At 47.5% G+C, this 24,224-nt stretch carries 14 protein-coding genes and 1 pseudogene; 6 read left to right on the forward strand and 9 right to left on the reverse strand.

All coding sequences use genetic code 11. The features are described 5' to 3' along the window. Positions 1-446: 446 nt before the first annotated feature. Together QUA97_RS05105 and QUA97_RS05110 are read left to right on the forward strand one after the other, a co-directional pair. Complete coding sequence (locus QUA97_RS05105; protein ID WP_333193610.1) at positions 447-2,087, forward strand: ABC transporter substrate-binding protein; 1,641 nt, start codon at positions 447-449, stop codon at positions 2,085-2,087. A gap of 161 nt (positions 2,088-2,248) precedes the next feature. Beyond that, complete coding sequence (locus QUA97_RS05110) at positions 2,249-2,908, forward strand: pentapeptide repeat-containing protein (RefSeq protein ID WP_194065987.1); 660 nt, start codon at positions 2,249-2,251, stop codon at positions 2,906-2,908. Between the two features lie 301 nt (positions 2,909-3,209). Here the strand turns inward: QUA97_RS05110 and QUA97_RS05115 are convergent, their stop codons facing one another. The 4 genes from QUA97_RS05115 to acnB form a co-directional block, all read right to left on the reverse strand. Beyond that, positions 3,210-3,590 (reverse strand): cupin domain-containing protein, encoded by a 381-nt coding sequence (locus tag QUA97_RS05115; RefSeq protein ID WP_193972503.1) that lies wholly within the window; start codon positions 3,588-3,590, stop codon positions 3,210-3,212. Positions 3,591-3,683: 93 nt separating this feature from the next. Continuing rightward, on the reverse strand, positions 3,684-4,139 hold the full coding sequence (locus tag QUA97_RS05120; protein WP_333193614.1) for a nucleic acid-binding protein: 456 nt from the start codon (positions 4,137-4,139) through the stop codon (positions 3,684-3,686). Further along, positions 4,136-4,519 carry a hypothetical protein gene (locus QUA97_RS05125; RefSeq protein WP_333193617.1) on the reverse strand — a complete coding sequence of 128 codons (384 nt, stop codon included), beginning with the start codon at positions 4,517-4,519 and terminating at the stop codon, positions 4,136-4,138. The genes QUA97_RS05120 and QUA97_RS05125 overlap by 4 nt, the downstream gene beginning before the upstream one ends. A gap of 248 nt (positions 4,520-4,767) precedes the next feature. Further along, positions 4,768-7,383, reverse strand: a complete 2,616-nt coding sequence (gene acnB / locus QUA97_RS05130; protein ID WP_333193619.1) for a bifunctional aconitate hydratase 2/2-methylisocitrate dehydratase — start codon at positions 7,381-7,383, stop codon at positions 4,768-4,770. 329 nt (positions 7,384-7,712) lie between these two features. On the opposite strand from acnB, the gene QUA97_RS05135 reads away from it, so the two are divergent. After that, complete coding sequence (locus QUA97_RS05135; protein ID WP_333193622.1) at positions 7,713-11,723, forward strand: EAL domain-containing protein; 4,011 nt, start codon at positions 7,713-7,715, stop codon at positions 11,721-11,723. 48 nt (positions 11,724-11,771) lie between these two features. Here QUA97_RS05135 and QUA97_RS05140 read toward each other — a convergent pair whose 3' ends face one another. Then, complete coding sequence (locus tag QUA97_RS05140) at positions 11,772-11,951, reverse strand: hypothetical protein (RefSeq protein WP_194071153.1); 180 nt, start codon at positions 11,949-11,951, stop codon at positions 11,772-11,774. A gap of 102 nt (positions 11,952-12,053) precedes the next feature. Next, entirely contained in the window at positions 12,054-16,610 is a 4,557-nt protein-coding gene (locus QUA97_RS05145; RefSeq protein ID WP_333193625.1) for a PAS domain S-box protein, read from the reverse strand. Between the two features lie 413 nt (positions 16,611-17,023). On the opposite strand from QUA97_RS05145, the gene QUA97_RS05150 reads away from it, so the two are divergent. Continuing rightward, a complete protein-coding gene (locus QUA97_RS05150; RefSeq protein WP_333193628.1) occupies positions 17,024-17,182 on the forward strand; it encodes a hypothetical protein in 159 nt (52 codons plus the stop codon). Between the two features lie 1,265 nt (positions 17,183-18,447). Here the strand turns inward: QUA97_RS05150 and QUA97_RS05155 are convergent. The 3 genes from QUA97_RS05155 to QUA97_RS05165 all read right to left on the reverse strand — a co-directional run bounded on the left by QUA97_RS05155 (position 18,448) and on the right by QUA97_RS05165 (position 20,185). Next, a complete protein-coding gene (locus QUA97_RS05155) occupies positions 18,448-18,663 on the reverse strand; it encodes an NAD(P)H-quinone oxidoreductase subunit O (protein WP_194071155.1) in 216 nt (71 codons plus the stop codon). A gap of 179 nt (positions 18,664-18,842) precedes the next feature. Beyond that, positions 18,843-19,802, reverse strand: coding sequence for a DNA-formamidopyrimidine glycosylase (locus tag QUA97_RS05160; protein WP_333193631.1), 960 nt, complete (start codon positions 19,800-19,802; stop codon positions 18,843-18,845). Between the two features lie 2 nt (positions 19,803-19,804). Next, the gene (locus QUA97_RS05165) at positions 19,805-20,185 is read right to left on the reverse strand and encodes a photosystem I reaction center subunit IV (protein WP_194011775.1); all 381 of its coding nucleotides are present in this window, start codon (positions 20,183-20,185) and stop codon (positions 19,805-19,807) included. Between the two features lie 332 nt (positions 20,186-20,517). Here QUA97_RS05165 and QUA97_RS05170 point away from each other — a divergent pair, with 332 nt between their 5' ends. Further along, entirely contained in the window at positions 20,518-22,833 is a 2,316-nt protein-coding gene (locus QUA97_RS05170; protein ID WP_333193634.1) for an ATP-binding protein, read from the forward strand. Beyond that, positions 22,826-24,224, forward strand: a pseudogene (locus tag QUA97_RS05175) (PQQ-binding-like beta-propeller repeat protein); the annotation flags it as partial. The gene QUA97_RS05170 and the pseudogene QUA97_RS05175, both read left to right, overlap by 8 nt.

Raw genomic sequence — 24,224 nt, forward strand, 5'->3', positions numbered from 1 at the left:
AGTTGTTATTGGTTAGTTGTTATTGGTTAGTTGTTATTGGTTAGTTGTTATTGGTTAGTTGTTATTGGTTAGTTGTTGTTGGTTAGTGGTTATTGGTTATTTTAGCTGCTCGCGAAGTCGAAGGCTGGTCATCTTGGCCGATCGCGATTTGTGAGCCAGCGTAGCCTAAGCAAATCGAAGGGTGGTTATTTTAGCTGATCGCGAAGTCGAAGGTTAGTCATTAGTCTTTGATTAACTTGTTCTCCGGCTCTGCGAAATGAACCCATATACAGAGGTTCTGCTTCGTTTGGAAAAAATTCCACACTGCGAACGAACCAATCTTAACTTGTTTCCAGGCTATTTCTGGGAACGAGTAGCAAAGCATCTACCAAGAAACCGGATTTCTAGTCTAAAAGTGCGTAAGTCCTGATAATATATTGAGTAATTTGGAGTATCAAGAAAATACGATGGCAATTAACAAGCGACAGCCGAGAATATCTATAAAACCTTCAGTGATTAAAGTTATAGCTCTGTTCTGTCTGTGCTGCTTGTTAACTGCAAGCTGTTCCCAGAGGGCCTCTCGATCGCCCAATTCGCCCCAAAACGATCGCGTTACGATCGGCACAACCTTGAAATTGCGGACGATCGACCCTGCAGACGCTTACGAAATTATATCAGGACAACTGCTACGCAACTTGGGCGACACTCTCTACACCTACAAGTCGGGAACTACTGAGTTAATCCCCAGCTTGGCCACCGCAATGCCAAAAATTAGCAACGACGGATTGACATATACAATTCCCCTGCGTCAAGGCGTGATTTTTCACGACGAAACACCGTTTAACGCCGCAGCAATGGAATTTTCGTTGCAGCGGTTTATCAAAAATGGGGGCCGTCCATCTTTCTTGCTGGGCGATGCAGTAGAATCGGTGAAAGCGACGGGCGAATACGAATTAACTTTTCAACTCAAAAAGCCCTTTGCTGCTTTTCCTTCCCTGCTGACATTTGCCGGCCTTTGTCCCATTTCTCCGACAGCTTACGAGATTGGAGACGGTAAATTTAAACCCGATACGTTTGTGGGAACTGGACGCTATAAACTGGCGAAGTACGGCAGCGATTCTCTCAAGTTTGACGCATTCGATAAGTATTGGGGGGAAAAACCTGTTAATTCAGGAATTGATTTGTTGCTGCTTTCTAGTTCGTCAAATTTGTTCAATACTTTTCGGACAGGTGCGATCGATGTGGCTTATTTGTCTCTGGATGCAGACCAAGTTCGCAGCTTAGACGAGGGGTCGAAAAAAGGGAAATGGCAGGAAATCGCTGGGGAAAGCAGTACAGTTAGTTATATGACGCTGAATATCAAGTCTCAACCCCTGGATAAGTTAGAAGTGAGACAGGCGATCGCCTCCGTGATGGATCGCCCCCTGATTAACGATCGCGTACTCCGGGGACAAGCCCAACCACTGTACAGTCTGATTCCCACAACCTTCGACGTTAACAAGCCCGTGTTTAAAGAACTTTACGGCGACGCGAACACAGCCAAAGCCAAGGAATTGTTAACAAAAGCGGGATATTCGGCCGCCAATCCTTTTATTCTGCAAATTTGGTATCCTTCTGCTTCCACAAAGCGATCGTTAGTTGCGAGTACGATCGAGGCGCTAGCCAAGCTAAAAATGGACGGGATAATGCAGGTAGAAGTTAACAGCGTTGAATCTCCGACTTTGTTTCAGAATATAGAGAAGGGGATTTATCCTGCGGTTTTGGTGGATTGGTACGCCGATTTTTTTGACGCTGACAATTACATTCAGCCGTTTTTGGATTGTGACACGGGTTCGGCGGCCACCGGGTGCGAAAAGGGTGCGAGTCAGGGTCAGGGTTCGTTTTATTATAGCGATCGAGTAAATCAACTTATCGACCAGCAACGCAAAGAATTAAACCCCCAAACCCGGAAAGCTTTGTTTGGCGAAATTCAGGACATACTAGGTAGAGATGTACCTTTCATCCCTCTTTGGCAGGATAAGGACTATACTTTTGCTCAGAACAACATCAGCGGTGTCCGTTTAGAACCGACGCAATCCTTTCCCTTTTGGTTCCTGAAAAAGCAATAATTGTTTACAATGATTTTGAGGAATTGAAACGTCAATAATTTTATCATGTTGTGTGCATAATAGGGTGATGATTGTCACAGTTTATCGAAGAGACCGATCACCCAACTCTCTAGAAATATGTGGGATATTATTAAAAGAGAGATATCGCCGAGGGTGAGTATATGAAATTTGGAATTTTAACAACAACAGCGCTACTGATTGCAATGGGTTTTGCTTCTGGAGTCAAAGCAGAAAACGTATCGCAAGTCAAGCAACTATTAGAAACTAAAGAATGTACCAAGTGTGACTTGACAGGAGCGCAGCTTGCTGGTGCCGATCTCAGCGGAGCCGACTTGAGCGGAGCTAATTTGAGCGGAGCGAATTTGAACGGTGCTAATCTCAATGAAGCAAAACTGAACGAAGCCAATCTGCAACAAGCTAAATTGCAAGGTGCGAGTTTAATTGCGGCTAGAATGCACGGAGTAAATTTGCAGGGCGCTGATTTAACCAAGGCTAACCTGAGTCTAGCGGGTTTAGTAATTGCCAGCTTGAAAAATACCAACCTCACCAACGCTAATTTAGTGGGCGCTAACTTAGAAAGTGCAAATTTGGCTGGCGCAAATATGAAAAATGCTCGCCAGTCCATAGCGAATTTAGCTAATGTCAGCCTCAGAGGTGGCAGTTTGTCGGGAATCGACGTACTGGGAGTTAACTTGCGGGATGCAAATTTGACCGGTGCTAATTTGACTGGTGCTAATTTGAACGGTTCGGACTTGACCGGTGCTAATTTAATGAATGCAAATATGGCAAATGTAGATTTGAAAAATGCTGCTTTACCGTAGGAGGAGCGCCAATTGCTAAATCAGATGCTCGTTTTTAACAAGCTTAATATCATCCTGTAGGGGCCATTTCCGAAATGGCCCCTACAGTTATAGTTGTAGGATTTATCTCGTTTCCTGTCGCCCCGCGGGTAATTATCCGGTGCGCGGCGCTTTTCCCTGACATCGTTTCCGGTTGCATAGGAATAATAAAATCAAGTCAACAGTCAACAGTCAACAGTCAACAGTCAACAATCAACAATCACCTGACGGTGTAACCGAAATTGATATGATATCTGCGATTGCTTCATATTTTGATGTCGGATCAATCTTCTTCGTCAGCATCTTGGGCGAAACGGATAATGTCATCATCGCCGAGGTACTCGCCATTTTGGATTTCAATCATCACCAGAGGAATCACGCCTGGGTTTTCCACGCGGTGAGCAGTATTCATGGGAACGTAGGTTGACTGTTTCTGCATGAGAATCGTCTCTTTGTCATCGCAGATCACTTTAGCGGTACCGGAGACGACAACCCAGTGCTCGCTGCGGTGATAGTGCATTTGCGTGCTGATGTGGTGTCCCGGCTTGACTTCGATGCGATTGATCTTGTAACGATCGCCCGCGTCTATGACTGTAACTTTACCCCAAAACCGGGTTTGCGTGCGATCGTCCGTTTTTTCGATTGTGTCCGCTGTTTCCACCATGCTGTCGATCTCGCTAACGGTGTATGTAAAAATATCTATAGTTGAAAGTATATCAGGGAGCGGGCAAGTCTGTAAGCGCGATCGGTTTAAACATTACTGAATTAGCCGCCATTCACAAGCATCCACAAATCGATCCAAATGCCCCACATTTGTTGTAGCAATTACCACCTGATTTCCTGGATTTGCCTCCAATATTGCTTGAGCCGCCAAAATCACATCCCCGTCAAGTGCATAGGGGTGTGCCGTTGGCTTTCCTCTCTTTCGTGCATCCGCCCACAACTGAGCCGCGAAAAGCATTACTTCTGTAGTCAAAGGACGGTATGTCAGTTGTAATTTCAGTTCATCAAGTCGTTGAATACCTGCTGACTTACCTGCACGGATCAATTCGCGTCGTAGTTCGTAGTCAGCAATCTCAGGCAAAATTATTATTTCGCCTCTGAGCATTAAAGAGTTTAGCCAAACTTTGCACTCTTGAACTTCAGTAGAGGATGCTTTAGGGTTTGTTACCATCCCCAAAGGCCCAGAATCTAAAAGTATTACTCTACTCATGGGAATAATGGCCGATTAGAAAGGCGGTCTTCATCTAAAACTTTACGGAGATATTCAGCGGTTTCTGTTTGTTCCTGTTCATCTCCCTCCTCTACCCACGATCGCAATAATTCAATTGCACCTTGATTTCTTTGTATCCGCTCCTCCAGCGACAGTTTAGTAATGTCAATTTTCTCCGATGTCTGGGGAGGCTCGGACAAGACTGGCTTTACTCTCACCGTTTCCATAAATAAGCGCATCATCTGAAGTAAATTAGGCCAATATTCTCTCGGAGTTTGCTGAATTACACTGAGAAACTCTACCATTTCATTGCCAATGCGAGTTTCTGGCGCTGAAGTTGGTATCTCAGGGTTTTCAGTGATTAAAGCTCGTTCAGACATACTTTTTTTCTCCTCAATCGGATTTATAGGAATTGGCAGGTCGATATCCTGGATGAGAATTAGAGATTGGCGATCGAACTCGCCTCTACTTATATTTTAAACAAAAGACGGGGGGAGCATCTCAGTTGTGCAAAAATTCACAACTGAGATGCTCCCAAAGGCGAGGATAATTCATCCAGATTCTGGGATTTTTTTGAACCGCTGACATCTGCGGTTGAAAACAACCATTTCACTGAATTTCGAGGAAACTACTTGCTCAACACACCTTCAGGAATCCCCAAAATATCCTCAATCCGAGGCATATCTTCCAAAGCAATCACTCGCCCTTCATCCTCAAAACCAGCAATTTGATCGAAATTCAAATATCGATACAAATCGCCAGCAAAAGGATTGATTTTCTTGGCCACAATTTCCTGGTATTCTTCGACGGTAGGAATGCGACCCAACAGCGAACAAACAGCAGCTAATTCCGCCGAACCGAGATAAACTTGTGCATCTTTGCCCATTCGGTTGTTGAAGTTGCGAGTCGAAGTTGAAAACACCGTTGTCGCATCTTTTACCCGCGCTTGATTTCCCATACAAAGACTGCATCCCGGCATTTCCGTCCGCGCTCCAGCCGCTCCAAAAATGCTGTAATAACCTTCTTCTTTTAGTTGTTGTTCGTCCATCCGAGTTGGCGGACAAATCCACAGGCGAGTTTTAACTTCCCCTGCACCTTCTAATACCTTTGCAGTGGCGCGGTAGTGGCCGATATTTGTCATGCAAGAACCGACAAATACTTCGTCAACCCGATCGCCCGCAACCTCACTCAACAACTTAACATTATCCGGGTCATTCGGTGCAGCCACAATGGGTTCAGTAATCTCGTTGAGATCGATTTCAATGATTTCAACATACTCCGCATCAGAATCAGCTTCTAGCAGCACCGGATTAGCCAGCCATTCCTCCATCTTCGCCACCCGGCGCATCATCGTCCGCGCATCTTCATAGCCCCGCGCTACCATGTTTTTTAGCAGCGCGACGTTGGAGCGAATGTACTCAGAAACAGTCTCCACACTCAATTTAATCGTGCATCCAGCGCAGGAACGCTCGGCCGAGGCATCAGTCAATTCAAACGCCTGCTCGACCTTTAAATCGGGCAAACCTTCAATTTCCATAATCCGCCCCGAAAAGACGTTTTTCTTATTCTGTTTCGAGACTGTCAGCAAACCTGTTTGAATTGCTACGTAGGGAATTGCATTTACCACATCCCGCAGGGTTACTCCCGGCTGCAATTCTCCTTTGAAGCGCACTAAAACAGATTCCGGCATATCCAAAGGCATCACGCCCAAGGCGGCAGCAAATGCTACCAATCCCGAACCCGCAGGAAAGGAAATTCCTAAAGGAAAACGTGTGTGAGAATCGCCGCCGGTTCCTACTGTATCTGGTAATAACATCCGGTTCAGCCAGGAGTGAATAATGCCGTCTCCGGGACGCAAAGCTATGCCCGCCCGCTGTGCCATGAAATCGGGCAATTCGTGGTGAGTTTTGACATCAACAGGTTTTGGATAGGCGGCGGTGTGGCAGAAACTTTGAATTACCAAGTCGGCGCTAAATCCCAAACAAGCAAGTTCTTTTAATTCGTCGCGAGTCATCGGGCCAGTGGTGTCTTGGGAACCGACTGTGGTCATTAATGGTTCGCAAGATGTACCGGGACGCACGCCTGTTAAACCGCAGGCTTTCCCTACCATTTTTTGGGCTAAGGTGAAGCCTTTACCTGTGTCGGCGGGAATTGTTGGACGGGTGAAAATAGGGCTAATTCCTAGTCCTAAAGCTTCGCGGGTTTTGTCGGTTAATGTGCGTCCAATTAATAGCGGAATGCGGCCGCCGGCGCGAACTTCGTCTATGATTGTGTCGGGTTTGAGGGTGAAGGTGGAGATGATTTCTCCGGCTTCGTTGGTGATTTCTCCTTTGTAGGGATGGATGGTAATTACCATTCCGGTTTCCATTTTGCTGACATCGCATTCGATCGGCAATGCGCCGGAATCTTCAGCGGTATTGAAGAAAATCGGGGCGATCGCACTTCCCAAAATATATCCGCCACTGCGCTTGTTTGGCACAAACGGAATATCATTGCCAATGTGCCACAGCACTGAGTTAATCGCTGATTTGCGCGAGGAACCGGTGCCGACAACATCGCCGACGTAGGCTACGGGATGGCCTTTTTGCTTCAATTGGGCAATGGTTTCCAGAGCTTGGGGCATCTTACTTTCCAGCATCGCTAAAGCGTGCAAGGGAATGTCCGGCCGCGTGGTAGCTTGAGGTGCCGGAGACAAGTCGTCGGTATTGGTTTCTCCGGGTACTTTGAAGACTGTAACGGTAATGGCTTCGGCTAGTTGGGGCCGGCCGGTAAACCACTCGGCATCCGCCCAAGAATCTATGACTTGTTTGGCGTAGGGATTGGTATCCGACAGGGCGAGAATGTCGTGGAAGGCGTCAAATACTAACAGCGTTTTGCTCAAGGCGCGGGCTGCGGTGGCGGGGATGGCTGTTTCGGCAGTAGGATGGAGTAAATCGATTAAAGATTGGACGTTGTAACCTCCCATCATTGTCCCCAGCAGGTAAACTGCCCATTTGGGAGCAATTAGGGGGCTGTGGATTTCGCCTTTGGCAATGCCGGTCAGAAAACCTGCTTTGACGTAGGCGGCGCTGTCTACGCCTGGGGGTACGCGATCGCGCAATAATTCTACTAAGGCTTCTTCTTCCCCCGGCGGCGGATTTTTGAGTAATTCGCAGAGTTCGGAGGTTTGCTGGGCGTCTAGCGGCAGCGGTGGAATTCCCAGTGCAGCCCGTTCAGCAGCGTTACGGCGGTAAGATTCAAGCATTTGTGTTCTCTCTCAAAATTGTGTTGGGTAGTTGTTTGCAGGTGACATTACTTTTTAGATTAGGCGCTGGCGCTACATATTTGGCAAAGCACCCGCTCTTATAAAAACTTAACGCAACTTTAAAAACAGTAGACTTTCATACTAATAAAGAGATATCTTCTCTGCGGCTGGGGTGCTGCTTAAACTCCAGCCGAGAAGTTTTCGGGCGTTGAGTTGCATTGTTCTGGTTAAAATTAATGTGGCGGGGGGTAATGTCGATCGTCCTCTGCATCTGAAATCCTTAGTTACCGCAAGTTTAAATTTGTCCGCAGAAATGGATCAATTAAAAAATGGAAAGTTTTATCCCTGAAAATGGTGAACACTGTCAGGGTTCGGCCGCCAAACCAGAGTTGTACCCAGAACTGCAAGCCACTAAAGAATTACTGCTGACGATCGCCAATTCGATGCCGATGCCTACGATCGTCAGCAGTCTGGCTGACGGCACAATTCTGTATAGCAACGATTTATGCCATCAGGTTTTCGGGTTCAAAGCATTTGACATCGACGGCAAAAAAGCCTCCACACTATACAATAACCCCGCAGATCGCCACGAACTGCTGGATGCGCTCGCCCGCAACGGACAAGTCCGCGAGATAGAAGTCCGCCTCAAAAAAGCTGACGGCACGCTGTTTTGGGCAAGTGTATCGATGCGGTATTTGACATTGCTGTCGGAAAAATCCGTGCTGTCGGTGTTCTGTGATATTAGCGATCGCAAGCGAGCAGCCGCCAAGGAGCAGGATTTGCTCGCCTCAATCCACTTGCGCGCCCGCCAGCAAGCAGCCGTCGCTTACTTGGGGCAGCAGGCCCTGGCGGAAACAGATTTGTCTGCACTGATGGACAAAGCTGCGGTGTTAATTGCTCAAACCTTGGATGTTGATTATTGTCAGTTGTTGGAACTGTTGCCCTCGGGCCATGCTTTTATGTTGCGAGCGGGGGTAGGCTGGCAGCCGGGCCTCGTCGGTAAAGCCACTGTTGCGGCTTCTGCCCGATCGCAAGCTGGTTACACGTTGCTAGTTGGCAAAGCCACGATCGTCGAAGATTTGCGGGTGGAAACCCGCTTTAGCGAGTTGCCGCTGCTGCACAACCACCGGGCTGTGAGCGGCGTCACTGTCATCGTTCCCGGCAATCGGGAACTGGAGAGGAACTGGGGAGAAGCAGAACCAGCAGATACTTCCTCCTGCCAGCCTTGGGGCATTTTGGGGGTTCACACCAGCCAACCACGGGTTTTCAGCCAAGATGACGTTTATTTTGTAGAAGCGATCGCCAACGTGTTAGCTGCGGCGATCGAGCGGATTCGATCGCAAGAGCGCTTGCAAATGATGGAACGGGCGATCGAAAGTTGCAGCAACGGCATCGCCATCACCGACGCGACGGTTGCAGATAATCCGATTATTTATGTCAATCCCAGTTTTGAGCGGATTACGGGTTATAGCAGAGACGAATTAATGGGGAAAAATTGCCGATTTTTGCAGGGCAACGACACGGACACCGCCTCTGCTAAACAATTGCGAACGGCAATTGAAGAAGGCAGAGAATGCCAAGTTATATTACGCAACTTTCGGAAAGACGGCACGCCTTTTTGGCACGAACTGTCGATCGCTCCGGTGCACAACTCGCGGCGACACTTAACCCACTTTATTGGAGTGCAAACAGACATTACCGACCGCCAGCGAGCGGAAGCAGAATTATTTTTAAATTCTCAAGCTTTAGCAGCTTTCACCGCTAATCTCAAACACCTGCACCGGATTACAACTTATCATTATCAAAATTTTCAAGAACTGGTTGAAGATTATTTAACAGCCGGCTGTTTAATCTTTGGACTTTCTATTGGCATCATGGCTGAAGTTCAGGATGAAAATTTTATTGTGCGAGCAGCGAAATCCGATGTAGGATACTTCGTGCGAGGTCTAGAATTGAACCTCAGCGACACTTACTGTGCTGCCGTAATTAAATTAAATAAAACTGTTTTCTATTCTCATATAGGAGCAGAAATAGAGATGCGCGAACATCCAGCTTATAAGAAATGCCAGTCAGAATCTTACATTGGAACGCCGATATTTGTTAACAATAAAACTTACGGTATATTGAGTTTTAGTTCGCGAGAAATCAAAAAGAAAAAATTTGAGTACCAGGAAATAGAAATCATAGAATTGATGGCTCAAAGCATCGGTAAAATTCTGGCAGTTCACCAAATGGAAGTCGAACGCCAGCAAGCTGAAAAAGAGCGCTGCGAGTTAATATTATCTCTGCAAGAAAGTGAAGAACGCTATCGCCGTTTAGTAGAACTATCTCCCGAAGCGATCGTCGTTCACAGTCAAGAGAAAATCGCCTACATCAATGCTGCCGGTGCTAAACTCCTCGGTGCGAGTTCTCCGGCAGAGTTAATCGGCTTTCCGATATTGCATTTTGTCCATTCAAACTATGTGGAAACAGCCCAAAAGCGCATGAGGCAAGTCGAGCAAGAAAATAAGCCCATCGAGCTTGCCGAGCAAAAACTGATGCGGCTCGACGGAGAAATCATCGACGTTGAAGTTGCCGGCATCCCCGCCCTTTATCAAGGCGCAGCCGCCGCCCAGATTATTATCAGAGATGTCACCGAGCGCAAGCGAGTAGAACGGCAACTGCTGCACGGTGCTTTTCACGACGCGCTGACGGGTTTGCCAAACCGGGTTTTGTTCATCGACAGGCTAGGACAAGCCATCCGCCGATCGAATCAATCCTCCGATTACAAATTTGGTTTACTTTTCCTAGATTTAGACCGCTTTAAAGTAGTCAATGATTCTTTAGGACACGTTTTAGGAGACAAATTGCTAGTCGCCCTCGCAGACAGGCTACTAACCTGCGTGCGGGCTTCTGATACCGTCGCCCGGTTGGGGGGAGACGAATTCACCATCCTGCTAGACCACATTCAGAGCCTCACCGATGCCACCCAAGCAGCTAACAGAATACAAACAGAACTGACTTTACCGTTTCATATCGAAGGGCACGAAGTATTTACTACCGCTAGCATTGGCATTGTTTTCAGTCAAGGCGAAGTCGCAGCAGCCGACACAAGAGGCAAATCGAATCTGTACGCTCACCCGGAAGAATTCCTGCGCGATGCTGACATTGCTATGTACCGCGCTAAAGCTTTGGGCAAGGCCCGCCACGAAGTGTTTAATTTGGCGATGCACGACCAAACTATGTCGCTGTTGCAGTTAGAAAATGACCTGCGTATGGCTATTTTGGGCAAGCAAGAATTAGGTGCGAGTAAAAATGAATGTTCCCACTTTATTTTGCACTACCAACCGATTGTTTCGATCGCCAGCGGTGCGATCGAGGGTTTTGAGGCTTTGGTGCGCTGGCAGCACCCGGTTCGGGGTTTAGTGCCGCCGTCTAGCTTTATTCCTGTAGCTGAGGAAACCGGTTTGATCGTGCCTCTGGGAGCCTGGGTGCTGCGGGAAGCTTGCCGACAATTGCGCGTTTGGCAAGAAATGTTAATGAAGGAAGAAGTCCGAGGGAAGTCGGAAGAAGTCCGAGGGAAGTCGGAAGAAGGAAGTTCGGCAACAAGCAATGTACGGGATTTAACGGATACAGGGAAGCAGGAAGTTCGGCAATGCCCGATGCCCGATGCCCGATGCCCCATGCCCGATGCCCCATGCCCAATGCCCCATGGCCAATGGCCAATGCCCGATGCCCCATGCCCGATGCCCCATGCCCCATGCCCGATGCCCGATGCCCCATGCCCGATGCCCAATTACCAATTACCAATTGTCGATCCTTCACAATTAACAATGAGCGTCAATCTTTCTCCCAAACAGTTAGGTTTGCCGAATTTAATCGAACAGATAGATAAAATTTTGACAGAAACAGGCTGCGAGCCGAGCTGTTTAAAATTGGAGATTACTGAAAGTGCCATCGTAGAAAATGTGACGAAAGCCAATATTGTGCTGAGCCAATTAAAAGGTAGAAATATTCGATTGTCGATCGACGATTTCGGTACTGGCTATTCGTCTTTGAGTTACTTGCACCGTTTTCCGCTGGATACGCTGAAGATCGATCGCTCTTTTGTGAGTCGGTTGGGGGCCCTCGAAAACGGTGACGGCGGGGGTCAGCCTTTGCAGATTGTGCGGGCGATTGTAACTTTGGCTCACAATTTGGGATTAAATGCGATCGCCGAAGGTGTGGAGACAGCCCAACAGTTAGTACAGCTTCGGGAATTAGGCTGCGAATTAGCTCAGGGATATTGGTTTTCTAAACCTTTGGACAGTGTAACGATGACTGAAATACTGATAAATTTTGGTTCGATTGTTGAGACTTGAGTAATATGATGTGCGATCGATTGACTGATATCAATTCCGGTTGCACTCCTAGTGATGTTGAGTGTTGAGTGTTGACTGTTGAGTGTTGACTGTTGACCCTTCGACTACGCTCAGGGCGACGCTGTTGACTGTTGACCCTTCGACTACGCTCAGGGCGACGCTGTTGACTGTGAATCGAACAACTGACAATGGCACCGAGATCGGTGGTGAATTGTCAAAATCATTCATGAATTGCCCTCTAATTTATCACCTGACGATGCAGCCGGAAACGATATGATTTAAGATTGGATCGCGCGTGCGGACTCAATTCCACACGCGCGATCGAACTGTTTAATTAGCTTTCAACGGAATCTCGATCGCAAATTCAGCACCTTGTCCGGGAGAAGAAGTGCATTTCAGCGAACCTTTGTGTCTGTCGGTAACAATTTGATAGCTAATTGACAAGCCCATTCCAGTACCTTTTCCCACAGGTTTAGTGGTAAAAAATGGGTTAAAAAGTTGAGTAACGACAGCATCTGCTATTCCCACCCCATTGTCAGCAATCCGAATCAAAACGCGATCGCCCTCCAGCATTTCCGTTTTAATGGAAATCGTACTAGGATTTTGCCGCATTTCCTCAGCAGAACGCCGCAGATCCCTTTCTTCCAAAGCATCTAAAGCATTGCTCAGAACATTCATAAATACTTGATTTAGCTGTCCGGCATAACATTCTACCAACGGCAACTTACCGTAGTCTTTAATCACCTCAATTTCTGGATGATTGTGTTTGGCTTTTATCCGATGCTGCAAAATCATCAGAGTGCTATCTATGCCGTCGTGGATGTTAACCGCTTTCATTTCGGCTTCGTCCATGCGGGAGAAGGTTCGCAGAGATGCTACAATTTTCTGAATTCTATCTGCACCGACTTTCATCGAAGAAAGCAGTTTGGGCAAATCACTCATCAGAAAATCGAGTTCAATAGCTTCTACTTCTTCTTGAATTTCCGGGACAGGATCGGGATAGTGGTTTTGGTAAAGTTCGATCAAATGCAGCAAGTCTTGAGTATAGTCGTTGGCGTGGCTGAGATTGCCGTAAATAAAATTAACCGGATTGTTAATTTCGTGGGCGACTCCTGCCACGAGCTGACCGAGAGATGACATTTTTTCGCTTTGAATTAACTGCGATTGAGCGCTGGTTAACTTCTGCAAAGTTTGCTCTAATTCGCGAGCTTTGTTGCAAGTTTGGGTGTAAAGATCGGCTTGGTTGAGGGCGATCGCCAATTGAACTGTAACCGCTTGCAATAATTCTACTTCGCCCTCGCTCCAGGGTCGCACAGCAGCGGAGTGGGCGCAGCTAACAACGCTCACTACTCCCGAAAGTGCCTGCATCGGAATTGCCAACACTGATTGGTAGCCCAGAGAGTTAAGAGACTCGATCAAAATAGGGTCTGCGAGCGCTCCGACATCATCTATTTGCAGCGTTTCTAGACGCAACATCTGTTCTCCTATAGTGCCGAAGTCAGAAGCTTTATAGCAACCTATTAACTCAGAAAGTTCTATTCTGCGAGATTCTTGAATAATTTCCCAAAAACCCTCTTCTTGTTCGCTGCGGTACCAGCAAAAATAGCACCTATCGATCTGCATGAAAGCCCGAATTTCTTGGACGGCGACTGTAATAATGCTGTCGAAGTCGAGGGAATTGCGGATTTGAGCTGTGAGAATGTTGAGCAATTTTTCTCTATCTGCTTGCTGCTTGAGTTGGGCTGCAGATTGCTTCAAGGCAATTTCTGCTAGCTTGCGATCGGTAATGTCTTCGGTGACAGCTAATAGATATTGCGGTTGGCCATCAGTATCAAGTATTGATGTTTTCTTAGTATGAAATATCCGCAATTCTCCTTGACCTGTTTCAATCTCTTCTTCGCTGATTTCTACAGTTTGCCCGTTGTTGAGAACTTCTCGATCTTTGGCGGTGAAAAAGTTAGCTTGTTCTGTGGGAAAAAGGTCGAAATCATTTTTGCCCGTAACTTCTGCTGCGCTGAAACCTAGCAAGTCTTCGGCGACGGGGTTCCACAGTACAAACCGCAGTTCTTTGGCTTCCTTGGCAACCACTGCTACGGGTATGGTTTTGAGGACTGATTCCATAAAGTTTTGAGTGCGTTGCAGTTCTGCTTCTGCCTGTTTGCGATCGCTAATATCTCGGACGTTGGCAATGATATTAACATTGCCGTTGAGATGAATTCTGGATAGGGCAATTTCTGCATCAAAAGTTGAACCGTCGTTGGGACGCCTCGCTTTCCATTCCACGCGACCTGTTGCGCCAGCTAATACTTTTTCCCAAAGTTCTTCAATTTTTTCAGCGGAATTGTCCCTCGTTGAATAGTCGTTTTTAATTGATAAATTTGTTGCTTGTTCGGCGCTAACTTCGTACATTTCTAACATTCGATTATTGACATCGAGAATATTGCCTTCTAAATCGTGAATCAAGATAGCATCGTAGACATTATTAAAGATGGTTCGCAGGTTTTGCTCGGAAACTTGGAGGGCTGCTTCTGCCTGTTTGCGATCGCCAATTTCTTGTTCCAACTGAGTGACTGCTTGAGAAAGTTCGGCGGTGCGATCGCTCACTCTGTCTTCTAACTCGGCTGCTGCTTGCCGCAAGGCTGCTTCGGCGGCTTTGCGATCGGTAATGTCGATCGCCGTTCCGAACAGTTTTACCACCTTGCCACTGGCATCGGTTTCAGCTTTGCCCAAGGCGTTGAGATGCCGCAGCGTGCCGTCGGGACGGTAAAAACGGTAGTCAAAATCAAAGGGAATACCCAAGGCAAGTCCTCGCTCTACTTCCGTCCTCCACAATTCCAAATCTTCTGGATGGATCTGAGCGACTTGTTCTTTTCTGGGGGGTGCTGTGGGGGCCGGTTCGAGTCCAAAGATGCGGAAAAGTTCTTCTGACCAAGTGAGGGTTTCGGTGGCTGCGTCTAGTTCCCAGTTACCGACGTGGGCGAGTCTCTGGGCTTCTTTGAGCTGCCGCTGGCTGTCGCGGATGGCGGTTTCGGCTTTTTTGCGATCGGTAACGTCGAGGAATACGCCGCAAAATACGATTTCGCCGTCCTCGCTGCGGGTGGGCATGGAGTCGCCCTGCCACCAGCGAATTTCGCCGTTTGGCTTGATTAACCGCCCTTCGTAGTGCCAGGGAGAGAAGTTTTCAACGGCTTCGTTGACGGAAGCGATGTAGCTTTCCATGTCTTCGGGGTGGATGCGGGAAATGAAGGAAGTGATGTCTCGCATCATTTCTGCCGCTGTGATGCCGCTGATATCTTCGATACCGTCGCTGGTGTAGTCAACTCTCCATACTCCATCGCGGCTGGAAAATTGGAACAGGGCTCCGGGGATGGTGGCTGCGATCGTCCGGAACTTGGCTTCGCTGGCGCTGAGGGCGCTAAAAGTCTGGCGCAGTTCGGCGGTGCGGGCTTCAACTCTGCGTTCTAGTTCGGCGTTGGCGTGTTGCAATGCTGCTTCGGCGCGCTTGCGATCGGTAATGTCGGTGGCTGTACCGGTGGTGCCGAGGAAGTTTCCGGTTTCATCGTACAGGGCGATCGCATTGAACATCAAATGTTTGATGCTACCGTCTTTGGCAATTTGGGTGCTTTCGTACTGAAAAACTGATTCTCCCGTAAGCAAACGGGCGAAAACAGCTAAATCTTTCTGGGCTTGTTCTGGTGTCACAAAATCGGAGAATGGTCGATCGAGCATTTCTGCTGGTTCGTAACCGTAGATATACTTAACTGCTGGGTTGACGAAGGTGTAGCGCCCAGTCGCATCGACAGACCAAATCATGTCTTGAGAAGTTTCTACCAGCCTGCGGTATTTGGTTTCGCTGGCTTTGAGGGCTTCTTCTGCTGCTTTGCGTTCCGTCATGTCGCGGGAGACGCCGACTGTCATGGTGATTTGGCCGTCTTGATTGCGGATGGGTGTTTTGACGGTGCTCCACAGCCGCACTTCTCCGTCGTAGCGCGTCACCGGTTCTTCGGCAATTTGCAGGGTTTGTCCGGTTTCAAATACGAAGGCGTCATCTTTAATGTACTGGAGAGTGTGGTCAGGTTCGGCGAAAGGTGCGTCTGTGATGCCTTGGAGTTCCTCTTGACTCATGCCGTAATAGTCGCGGAAGGCTTGATTTGCCCAGACGATTTTTGATTGAGGGCCTTTGACCAATACCATATCGGCGATCGAGTCGAGAATTTGTTGATATTTTTGCTCGCTTTCGCGGAGTTTCTGCTGGGCCAATTCGATTTCTGCGATTTGTTTCTGGGTTTGCAAGTGCAGTTCGGCCTGAGAAATTGCAACTGCTAAATGGTCGCCTACTTGTCTGGCAAATTCGATTTCGTCTGCTTGCCAATCGCGGGGTTGACCGCAGGAGTGAATGCACAGCAATCCCCACAAATGTTGCCCTTGTAGCAGGGGTACGACTAAGTTTGCTCTGATTTGAAATCGCTTGAGGATTTTGAGGTGACAGGGACTCAACCGGGCTTTGTAGATGTCGCTGACAGCTTGAACGTAACCTTTGGCGTAGTTGGCTGCAAATTGTTCACCGAAGCAGTGGTCGTGGACTTTTGCGCCCAAGGAAGGGCTGTATAGGGGCAGTACGTCTTCTGAGACTACTTCGCCGTCGTTCCAGTCGGATTCGGGAAGGAAGCGGTAGACGGCGACTCGATCGGCATTTAGGAGTTGCCGGACTTCGGTGGCTGTGATTTTGAATATTGTTTCTAAGTCTAGGGATTCGCGAATTTTGCTAATCACTCCCATCAGCGCTTGCAGCTTTTTGAACCAGGTTTGAGACTGCATATCTCTTTCTAAGCGAATTAATTTTTCCTGCAGGTTGATTACTTGTTGATACAGGTATTCATGAAACATAATGCTCTTTTTTTAGTTATTTTGCGGTTTGGTATCGAGGTAAGCTGTTGTGCATCCCAATTATTTATGGTGATTGAGGGGGGGAGAGGGGCCCTTCGGCTTCGCGAGCGGGTAAAGAGGGTCTGATGAGGATCGGAGGAGAAGATTTTTGATCGATCGTCGAAATATATAATTTAAATGCACAACACCTGAGATGGCATCCCCACAGTGCTCTGCAAGTTGAATCTGGTATGGAAGAAGGAAGTTCGGCAACGGATTATGTAACGGATGTAACGGATGTAACGGATGTAACGGATGTAACGGATGTAAGAGGGAAGAAGGAAGTTCGGCAACGGATTATGTAACGGATGTAACGGATGTAACGGATGTAACGGATGTAAGTCCGTCGGAAGATGGAAGATGGAAGATGGAAAATGGAAGATGGAAGATGGAAGATGGAAGATGGAAGATGGAAGATGGAAGTCGCAATAAAAGCAAGGGTTTCAGCAATTAAGAACGTCTTAACCATCGGGCGCGGTTGCGATAAATCACAAGAGCAAAGGGCAAATTCTCCTCCTTCTGATAGCAGTTAGCAGCGAATGACGCTGCATTTCCGTATTTTTTCTAGATTGGCAGGTCGATCGAGCATCCTAATTCCGTATATTTACTGATAAAGCGGGCGATCGGTGACTTCCTACGGCATAAATTGCTAATGATTGAGAATTTTACTCACAAAACTTATACATAAACCCCGGTTTCTTAACCCGATCGCATCAGGGAAGAGCCGAAAGTGGCAGCGAGAAAAGGGGTTTCATCGCCCGACGGGGCCCAAAGTCCTGACTAATTTTGACATTTTTTCCGATCGCCTTCAATGGCAATTGTTACTCTTTTATTATGACTGCAAACTCGATTGATGGTTTCCTGGGTTTTGCGATCGAATATCCTGTTTGGAGCGCCTCTATTAAAATTTGTTTAAATTTAGCCGATCGGCTTTTCTCTAGTTTTCGCTAATACTCGATTCATCTGCTTTAAGTGTGATTTTATGCACTTTTGGGAGCATTGGGAGCTTTTAGATGATTTGCCACGCACTTAAATTATTTTATGTTATCGATTTTATTTGTTAAACTTATTAAGATATATAGCCTTTCGAGTTCTCATAGGAGGTACTAAGCCTTTGCTCATATAGATTGTGTATGGCAATTGAGCGGGAGAGGGGGAGAAGGGGAGAGGGGGAGAGAATTTGACAATTTTTGATTGTCATCAAAATCTACAATTTAAATGCACAACAGCTTATCCGGCATAAGGCATATCTCACCACCATTGAGAACCGCTATATGAGACAAGATTGCATACATCTGCGATCGATAGCGAGACTGCAGATGCAAGACTGATGCAGCGCAGAAGACAGCAGATGTATGCAATAGAATAGATAAGTATCGTGTCCGCTCGATTATCATAATAAAAACGGTTAGTAGTGCGGAATTAAGTCCGCAATACGAATCGGTGTCAACTTAATTCTTGCTTGCAGGAGGAGTTTTTAGGATCGATTTAGTTTCCTCAATACTTTGTCAAACCTGTTTTTATGAATCTATAAGATCAATTTCGGTTGCACCGTCAGGTGATTGTTGACTGTTGACTTTTGACTGTTGACGGGCGGGTGGAAAAACTGAATGGTTGAGTGTTAACTGTTGACTCGATTTTATTATTCCGATGCAAGCGGGAACGACATAAAAGCTGCTTTTAAGAATTAGTTTAATGGCGATCGGGCGCAGATTTGGTACTCTACGTTATATAAAAATAAGGTGCGCGGGGCGCACCCTAGGTTAAATTCAAAACAGTGATGTTTCGTTTCTATCGGTTAGTTAAAATCTTCTAGTTGGTCTACGCGCAGCCAAATATTCGGGGTGGGGACTTTGCCGAATTTGACGAAGGCGTAGTCGCCGCGAACATCCATTACTTCGCCTTTTGTTTCAAATAGATAGGAGGAAAAGCGCGGATCGCTGGCTTTGGCTTCTAGGCTGTTTTCCAATTTTTCGCGAATTGCGCGGACTGTGCTACCTTTTTTGATTGCCATGACTTGCTCTGTTTAGTTTATAAAAGTATACAAATTTTAAGGCGGATTTGGCTTTAATAGTAGAGTCAGCGCTTGAAACCGCAACTACAGGAACGAAGTCTGCCTTCGCAGACTGAAGAGTCGGAAGCTGAGATTTGGTATATCGATCGAATCTGATACAAAATCTGTTGCCCAAATTATTATTTCTGGCACGCGGGGCAAAAATGAGTCGATCGCCCTGCTAATTTTATCTTTTCAATAATTGTAGAGCAAGTGCGGCAGGGTTGACCCGATCTATTGTACACCCAAGCGACACCGCCGTAGTTGCCGTTTACACCTTGGACGTTGAGAAAATTACTGAAAGTGGTGCCGCCGGAGGCGATCGCCTGCTGTAAAACTTGAATAATAGCTGTATGGATGCGCTCAATTTGCTCTGCTGTCAAATCGGCGCACAGAGTTGTCGGCATCACTCCCGACAAGAACAAAGTTTCGTCTGCGTAAATATTGCCCAAACCCGCTACCAGTGACTGGTCTAGCAATGCTGTTTTAATTGGTTGCGCCCGTCGGTGCAGCTTGCGGGCCAAATATTCTGTGGTAAATTCCTCTGAAAACGGTTCCGGGCCTAGGAGTTTGAGGCCGGTAACTGTGCTTTCCACTTCTGTTTCTGCGGGCACGTACCACATTTGCCCGAAGGTGCGCTGGTCTACAAACCGCAGTTCTCGGTTTCCTTCAAAAAATAGCCGGACTCGCGCGTGTTTTGGCAGGGGTTCGGATTCGTTCACCCACAGCAATTGTCCGGTCATCCGCAGGTGAACCCCCAACCAGCCGGCTTTTGAAGGCAGAAGGGAGAAGGAAGAAGATTTAAGAGAAGAACTGAAAGTTTGAGGTGAGAATTCTCCCACTCTCCCACTCTCCCACTCTCCCCCTCTCCCCCTCTCCCCCTCTCCCCCTCTCAATTGAGATAGTTCTGCCAGGAGGTATTTGCCGCGCCGATACCAAGATGCGATCGACTTTCCTTTGAGTTTTGTCAAAAAATCGGTCGCAGAGATTGAGCGGGCGATCGAGCTATTTAACAGCACGTCCCCGCCCAAAATTTCTCGATCGAGGGTAAGTTGGTTCAAACCCCGGCAAATAGTTTCAACTTCTGGCAGTTCTGGCACAATTAGCGTTGTTCTGTTCCTTGATTTGGCGAACCTTCGACGCTGCCGGGAACTTCTGCACCAGGCTTGCTGCCGGTCGAAGTTTTCGGCTGCTGGGGGGTTGCTCCGCTGCCTGTTTTGCGGGTTTTCGGATCTACGGTGGTTTGCTTGCCGCCGGAAGCTGCTGGAGTGGCTGTTTTGGCTTTTGCTTTGGGTGCGGCCACTTCCACTACTTCGCTTTGGGCGAAGTTGTTGGTGTTGACGCCTGCATAATTTACGGTGTTAAAGCGAACGATAACAGGGTATTTAATGCCACTTTGGTCTACCGTAGCAACGGTGCCCACTTCTTGATACCAGAAGGATTCTTTGCGAAGAATCCGGACTGTCGAACCGCGTTGAACCATGAGCTTTGTTTCCTTTGCGATGAATAAACGGATAAAGCCATTTTTTTTACTCTAGTCGATCGCGCGCCGCATTTAAAGTCTGTAACGAAATTCTTGCCTGGGGCTCTGTTTTTTCGTTGCTACTTTGTAAAGAAAAGTAAATTTTTTTGTGGGCGATCGCTAGAGTTAAAAAATTAATAAACAGATATTATCCGTCAAAAAAAAGCAGGGCGATCGGATCTATAAAAAAGTTTACAAATCGGTTAACGGGACGGGTACACAAATATCTGGCGCTAGTTGTTGGGGCCGCCAGGGCTTGAAAACCTCTGTTTCACGGCTCAAGTTGTCTAAAGATGACTGAAGAATCTGCCATTGTGTTTTTTTTGGGCGGGGGAGACTGCTGTGTTTTTTGGGCGGCTGTGTTTTTTGGGCGGAGGAGACTGCTGTATTTTTTGGGCGGCTGTGTTTTTTGGGCGGGCGAGACACCAACCCCACAAGAAGAGTTTTTTGTGGAACAGGCATTTTGCTTGTTATTAAGAATGGTGCAAAATGTGAGATTAATTAACCTTGTATTTAATTATCTCGCCGCGCTAAACTACTGCAAAGTATGGGAATTATTTAAAATGCCGTTAGTAGATTTAGCTAATACTAAAGTTCGGGTTCTTGGATGCAGTGCGGTGATGGCTGTGGGGCAGCTTATTTCAAATGCGATCGCCAATCCGGCAACTCAAGCAGCAGCGGGGATGATGGGCGGCCCGATCGCACTTGGGGGAGTTTCTATCTTAGCAGCGATCGCTGGTGGTATCGCGGGGAATATCGCGGCGAATGACTTGGGAAATCGGATGGCGGAAAAATTGGGGAAAAATCCGAATATTCTGGACAATCACGATTTGAGTAAGGCGGCGGGTGAGGCGATCGGCTATATTTTGCTAGAGGTGGCGAAGTCGGATGAATTAATTGCGATCGCCGAAACCAAAAATTTGCCTTATCCAAAACAGGCTTTAAACGAATTAGCCGAAAAGACTCCCGAATATTGGCTGAACATTAACACACAAGCAGCCGATTTGTCAAGGGGTTTCCAGATTTCCGAAGAACAGCTAACCAAGATTTTTTCTGCGGATGTCGAGGAGTTCGATCGCGTTACGGGATTGACACCGGAAGATTGGGCAAGTTTCCTGCAGGAATTCGCCCGCAGCCAGGGGAAATCCTTCGATGCGGCAATTGTGGAATTTATGGCGGAAAAGCTGTATACAACTTTCCCGAAAGCGTACCGCGAAGTGCTGAAACTGGATGCGGCGAAGGGAGGCGAAAAGTTTGCGGCGATGCTGTTGAATCTCCACCAAATTGCTTTAGCTGAACTGAGAGATTTGGGGCTGCAAAATGGGGAAATTCTGCAAAAGTTGGAAGCGGTGGCGACGCAGCAGCAGATTTGTCAAGTGATGGTGAAATTGGAATCAATAGAAATTGGCATCCGCGATGATTTGGCGCAGATTCAGAATTTGCTGGAACGATTTGTCGATACTGCCGCGCCCCGATTGCCACTTCCCTACGAGTGCGAAACGATTATTGCAGACCGGACTCAAGACTTTACCGGCCGCCAATTTGTGTTTGCAGCAATTGCCGAATTTTTGCAGAACAATCGCAAAGGCTATTTTGTTTTAGAAGCCGATCCGGGTGTGGGGAAAAGTTCAATTATGGCCAAGTTAGTGCTGCTGCTGAAGCGGCGCTGCGTTGCCCATTTTAACTCGCAATCTCAAGGCATTGTCCGGGCAGAACAATTTCTGGAAAATGCCTGCACTCAGTTAATTCGAGGCTTTCAACTAAATTATCCGCAACTGCCGGAAAATGCGACCAGAGATGGCAACTTTCTGAGTCGATTGTTGGGGGAAGTCAGCGCTAAATTGGGCGGCAAAAAGTTGATTGTGGTGGTGGATGCCCTGGATGAAGTCGATCTCAGTTTGCAGGGGCGCGGCAGCAATGTTTTGTATTTGCCAGATGCTTTGCCGGATAATGTTTATTTTATTGTCTCGAAGCAGCCGAAAACTCTGCCTTTGCCAAATCATCAGGTTTTCGATCTGATGCAGTACAGTGCAGAAAGTTTGGCGGATGTCAAGGTTTATATTGACAAACGCACGGGGAACAGCGCGTCAATTCAGAGTTGGATTAACCGTCAAAATTTGCAGCGGGAACAGTTTGTGGCGGCGGTGGCGGAAAAAAGCCAGAATAATTTTATGTACCTGCGCTATGTGCTGAATGATATCGATAGCGGCAAGTACAGCGATGTGAATTTGCAAGATTTGCCGAGGGAGTTGGAGGGATATTATGAGAAGCATTGGGCGCGGATGGAAATGGCAGTTAGGGATAAAGAATTGCGCCGCCGGAAGTTGAAGGTGATTTATTTGTTGACGAAAACTCGCAAGCCGGTTTCCTGCGATATTTTGGCGGATTTTGCTGAGGAAGATGCTTTGGATGTGCAGGAAGTTCTGGATGATTGGGAACAGTTTCTGCGGCGTAGCGGTGATATTTCTCCCGATTACAGTATCTATCACGCGAGTTTCCAAAGATTTCTGCATCGTATAGATGTTGTGCAGAAAGCTGGGGTTTCGCTGCGGGATATTGAAACGGCGATTTCTGATAATTTGTGGGAGGATTTGTACGGCGATGAGTAAGTTTAAAGAACGGTTGGGGAAACTGTCGCCGAAAAAGCGGCTTTATGCTTTGGAAACTCTGCCGGGGCATTTGGCCCAGAGTGTTCAAGGGGAACGGCTGCATCAGTTGTTGACGGATTTTGATTTTATTGAGGCGAAGCTGGATGCGTTGGGGGTTCAAGCGTTAATTGAGGATTACGATTTGGCGAGAATTTCTGATATTTTGTTGTCGGAGGGGCAAACGGAAAATTTGCGGTTGATTCAAGGGGCGATTCGCAAGTCGGCGCACGTTTTGGATAGGGATAAAACGCAGCTTGTAGAGCATTTATGGGGGAGATTGCTGGATTTTGAAATGCCGCAGATTCAGGGGATGCTGGCACAAGCAAAGGAGTGGAAAGATTGTCCTTGGCTGCGGCCTTTGAGGGCTAATTTAGAGCGGGCAAATGAAGGTGCGCTGCGGACGCTTGTCGGTCATAGTGGCGCGGTAAATGCAGTGGCGATCGCACCCGACGGTAAAACAGCGATTTCGGCTTCCGGGGATAATACGCTGAAAATCTGGGACACCGAGACAGGCCGGGAACTGAAAACTCTCACGGGTCATAGTAAATGGGTAAATGCAGTGGCGATCGCACCAGAGGGTAAAATAGCGATTTCCGCTTCATACGATAATACGCTGAAAATCTGGGACATCGAGACAGGCTGGGAACTGAAAACTCTCACCGGTCATAGTTACTGGGTAAAAGCAGTGGCGATCGCACCAGACGGCAAAACAGCGATTTCCGCTTCAGAGGATAATACCCTGAAAATCTGGGACACTGAGACAGGCTGGGAACTGAAAACTCTCACAGGTCATATTTCTAGGGTTAATGCAGTGGCGATCGCACTAGACGGAAAAACAGCAATTTCCGCTTCCGGGGATAATACGCTGAAAATCTGGGACACCGAGACAGGTCGGGAACTGAAAACTCTCACCGGTCATAGTTACTCGGTAACAGCAGTGGCGATCGCACCAGACGGCAAAACAGCGATTTCCGCTTCAGAGGATGAAACCCTGAAAATCTGGGACACCGAGACAGGCCGGGAACTGAAAACTCTCACCGGTCATCGTCATCGTTCTGAGGTAAATGCAGTGGCGATCGCACCCGACGGAAAAACAGCGATTTCCACTTCCGGGGATGAAACCCTGAAAATTTGGGACACTGAGACAGGTCGGGAACTGAAAACTCTCACGGGTCATAGTTCTAGGGTTAATGCAGTGGCGATCGCACCAGACGGCAAAACAGCGATTTCCGCTTCCGGGGATGAAACCCTGAAAATTTGGGACACTGAGACAGGGCGGGAACTGAAAACTCTCACGGGTCATAGTAAATGGGTAAATGCAGTGGCGATCGCACCAGACGGAAAAACAGCAA

The sequence above is a fragment of the Microcoleus sp. CZ3-B2 genome (assembly GCF_036705055.1).
Classification (GTDB): domain Bacteria; phylum Cyanobacteriota; class Cyanobacteriia; order Cyanobacteriales; family Microcoleaceae; genus Microcoleus.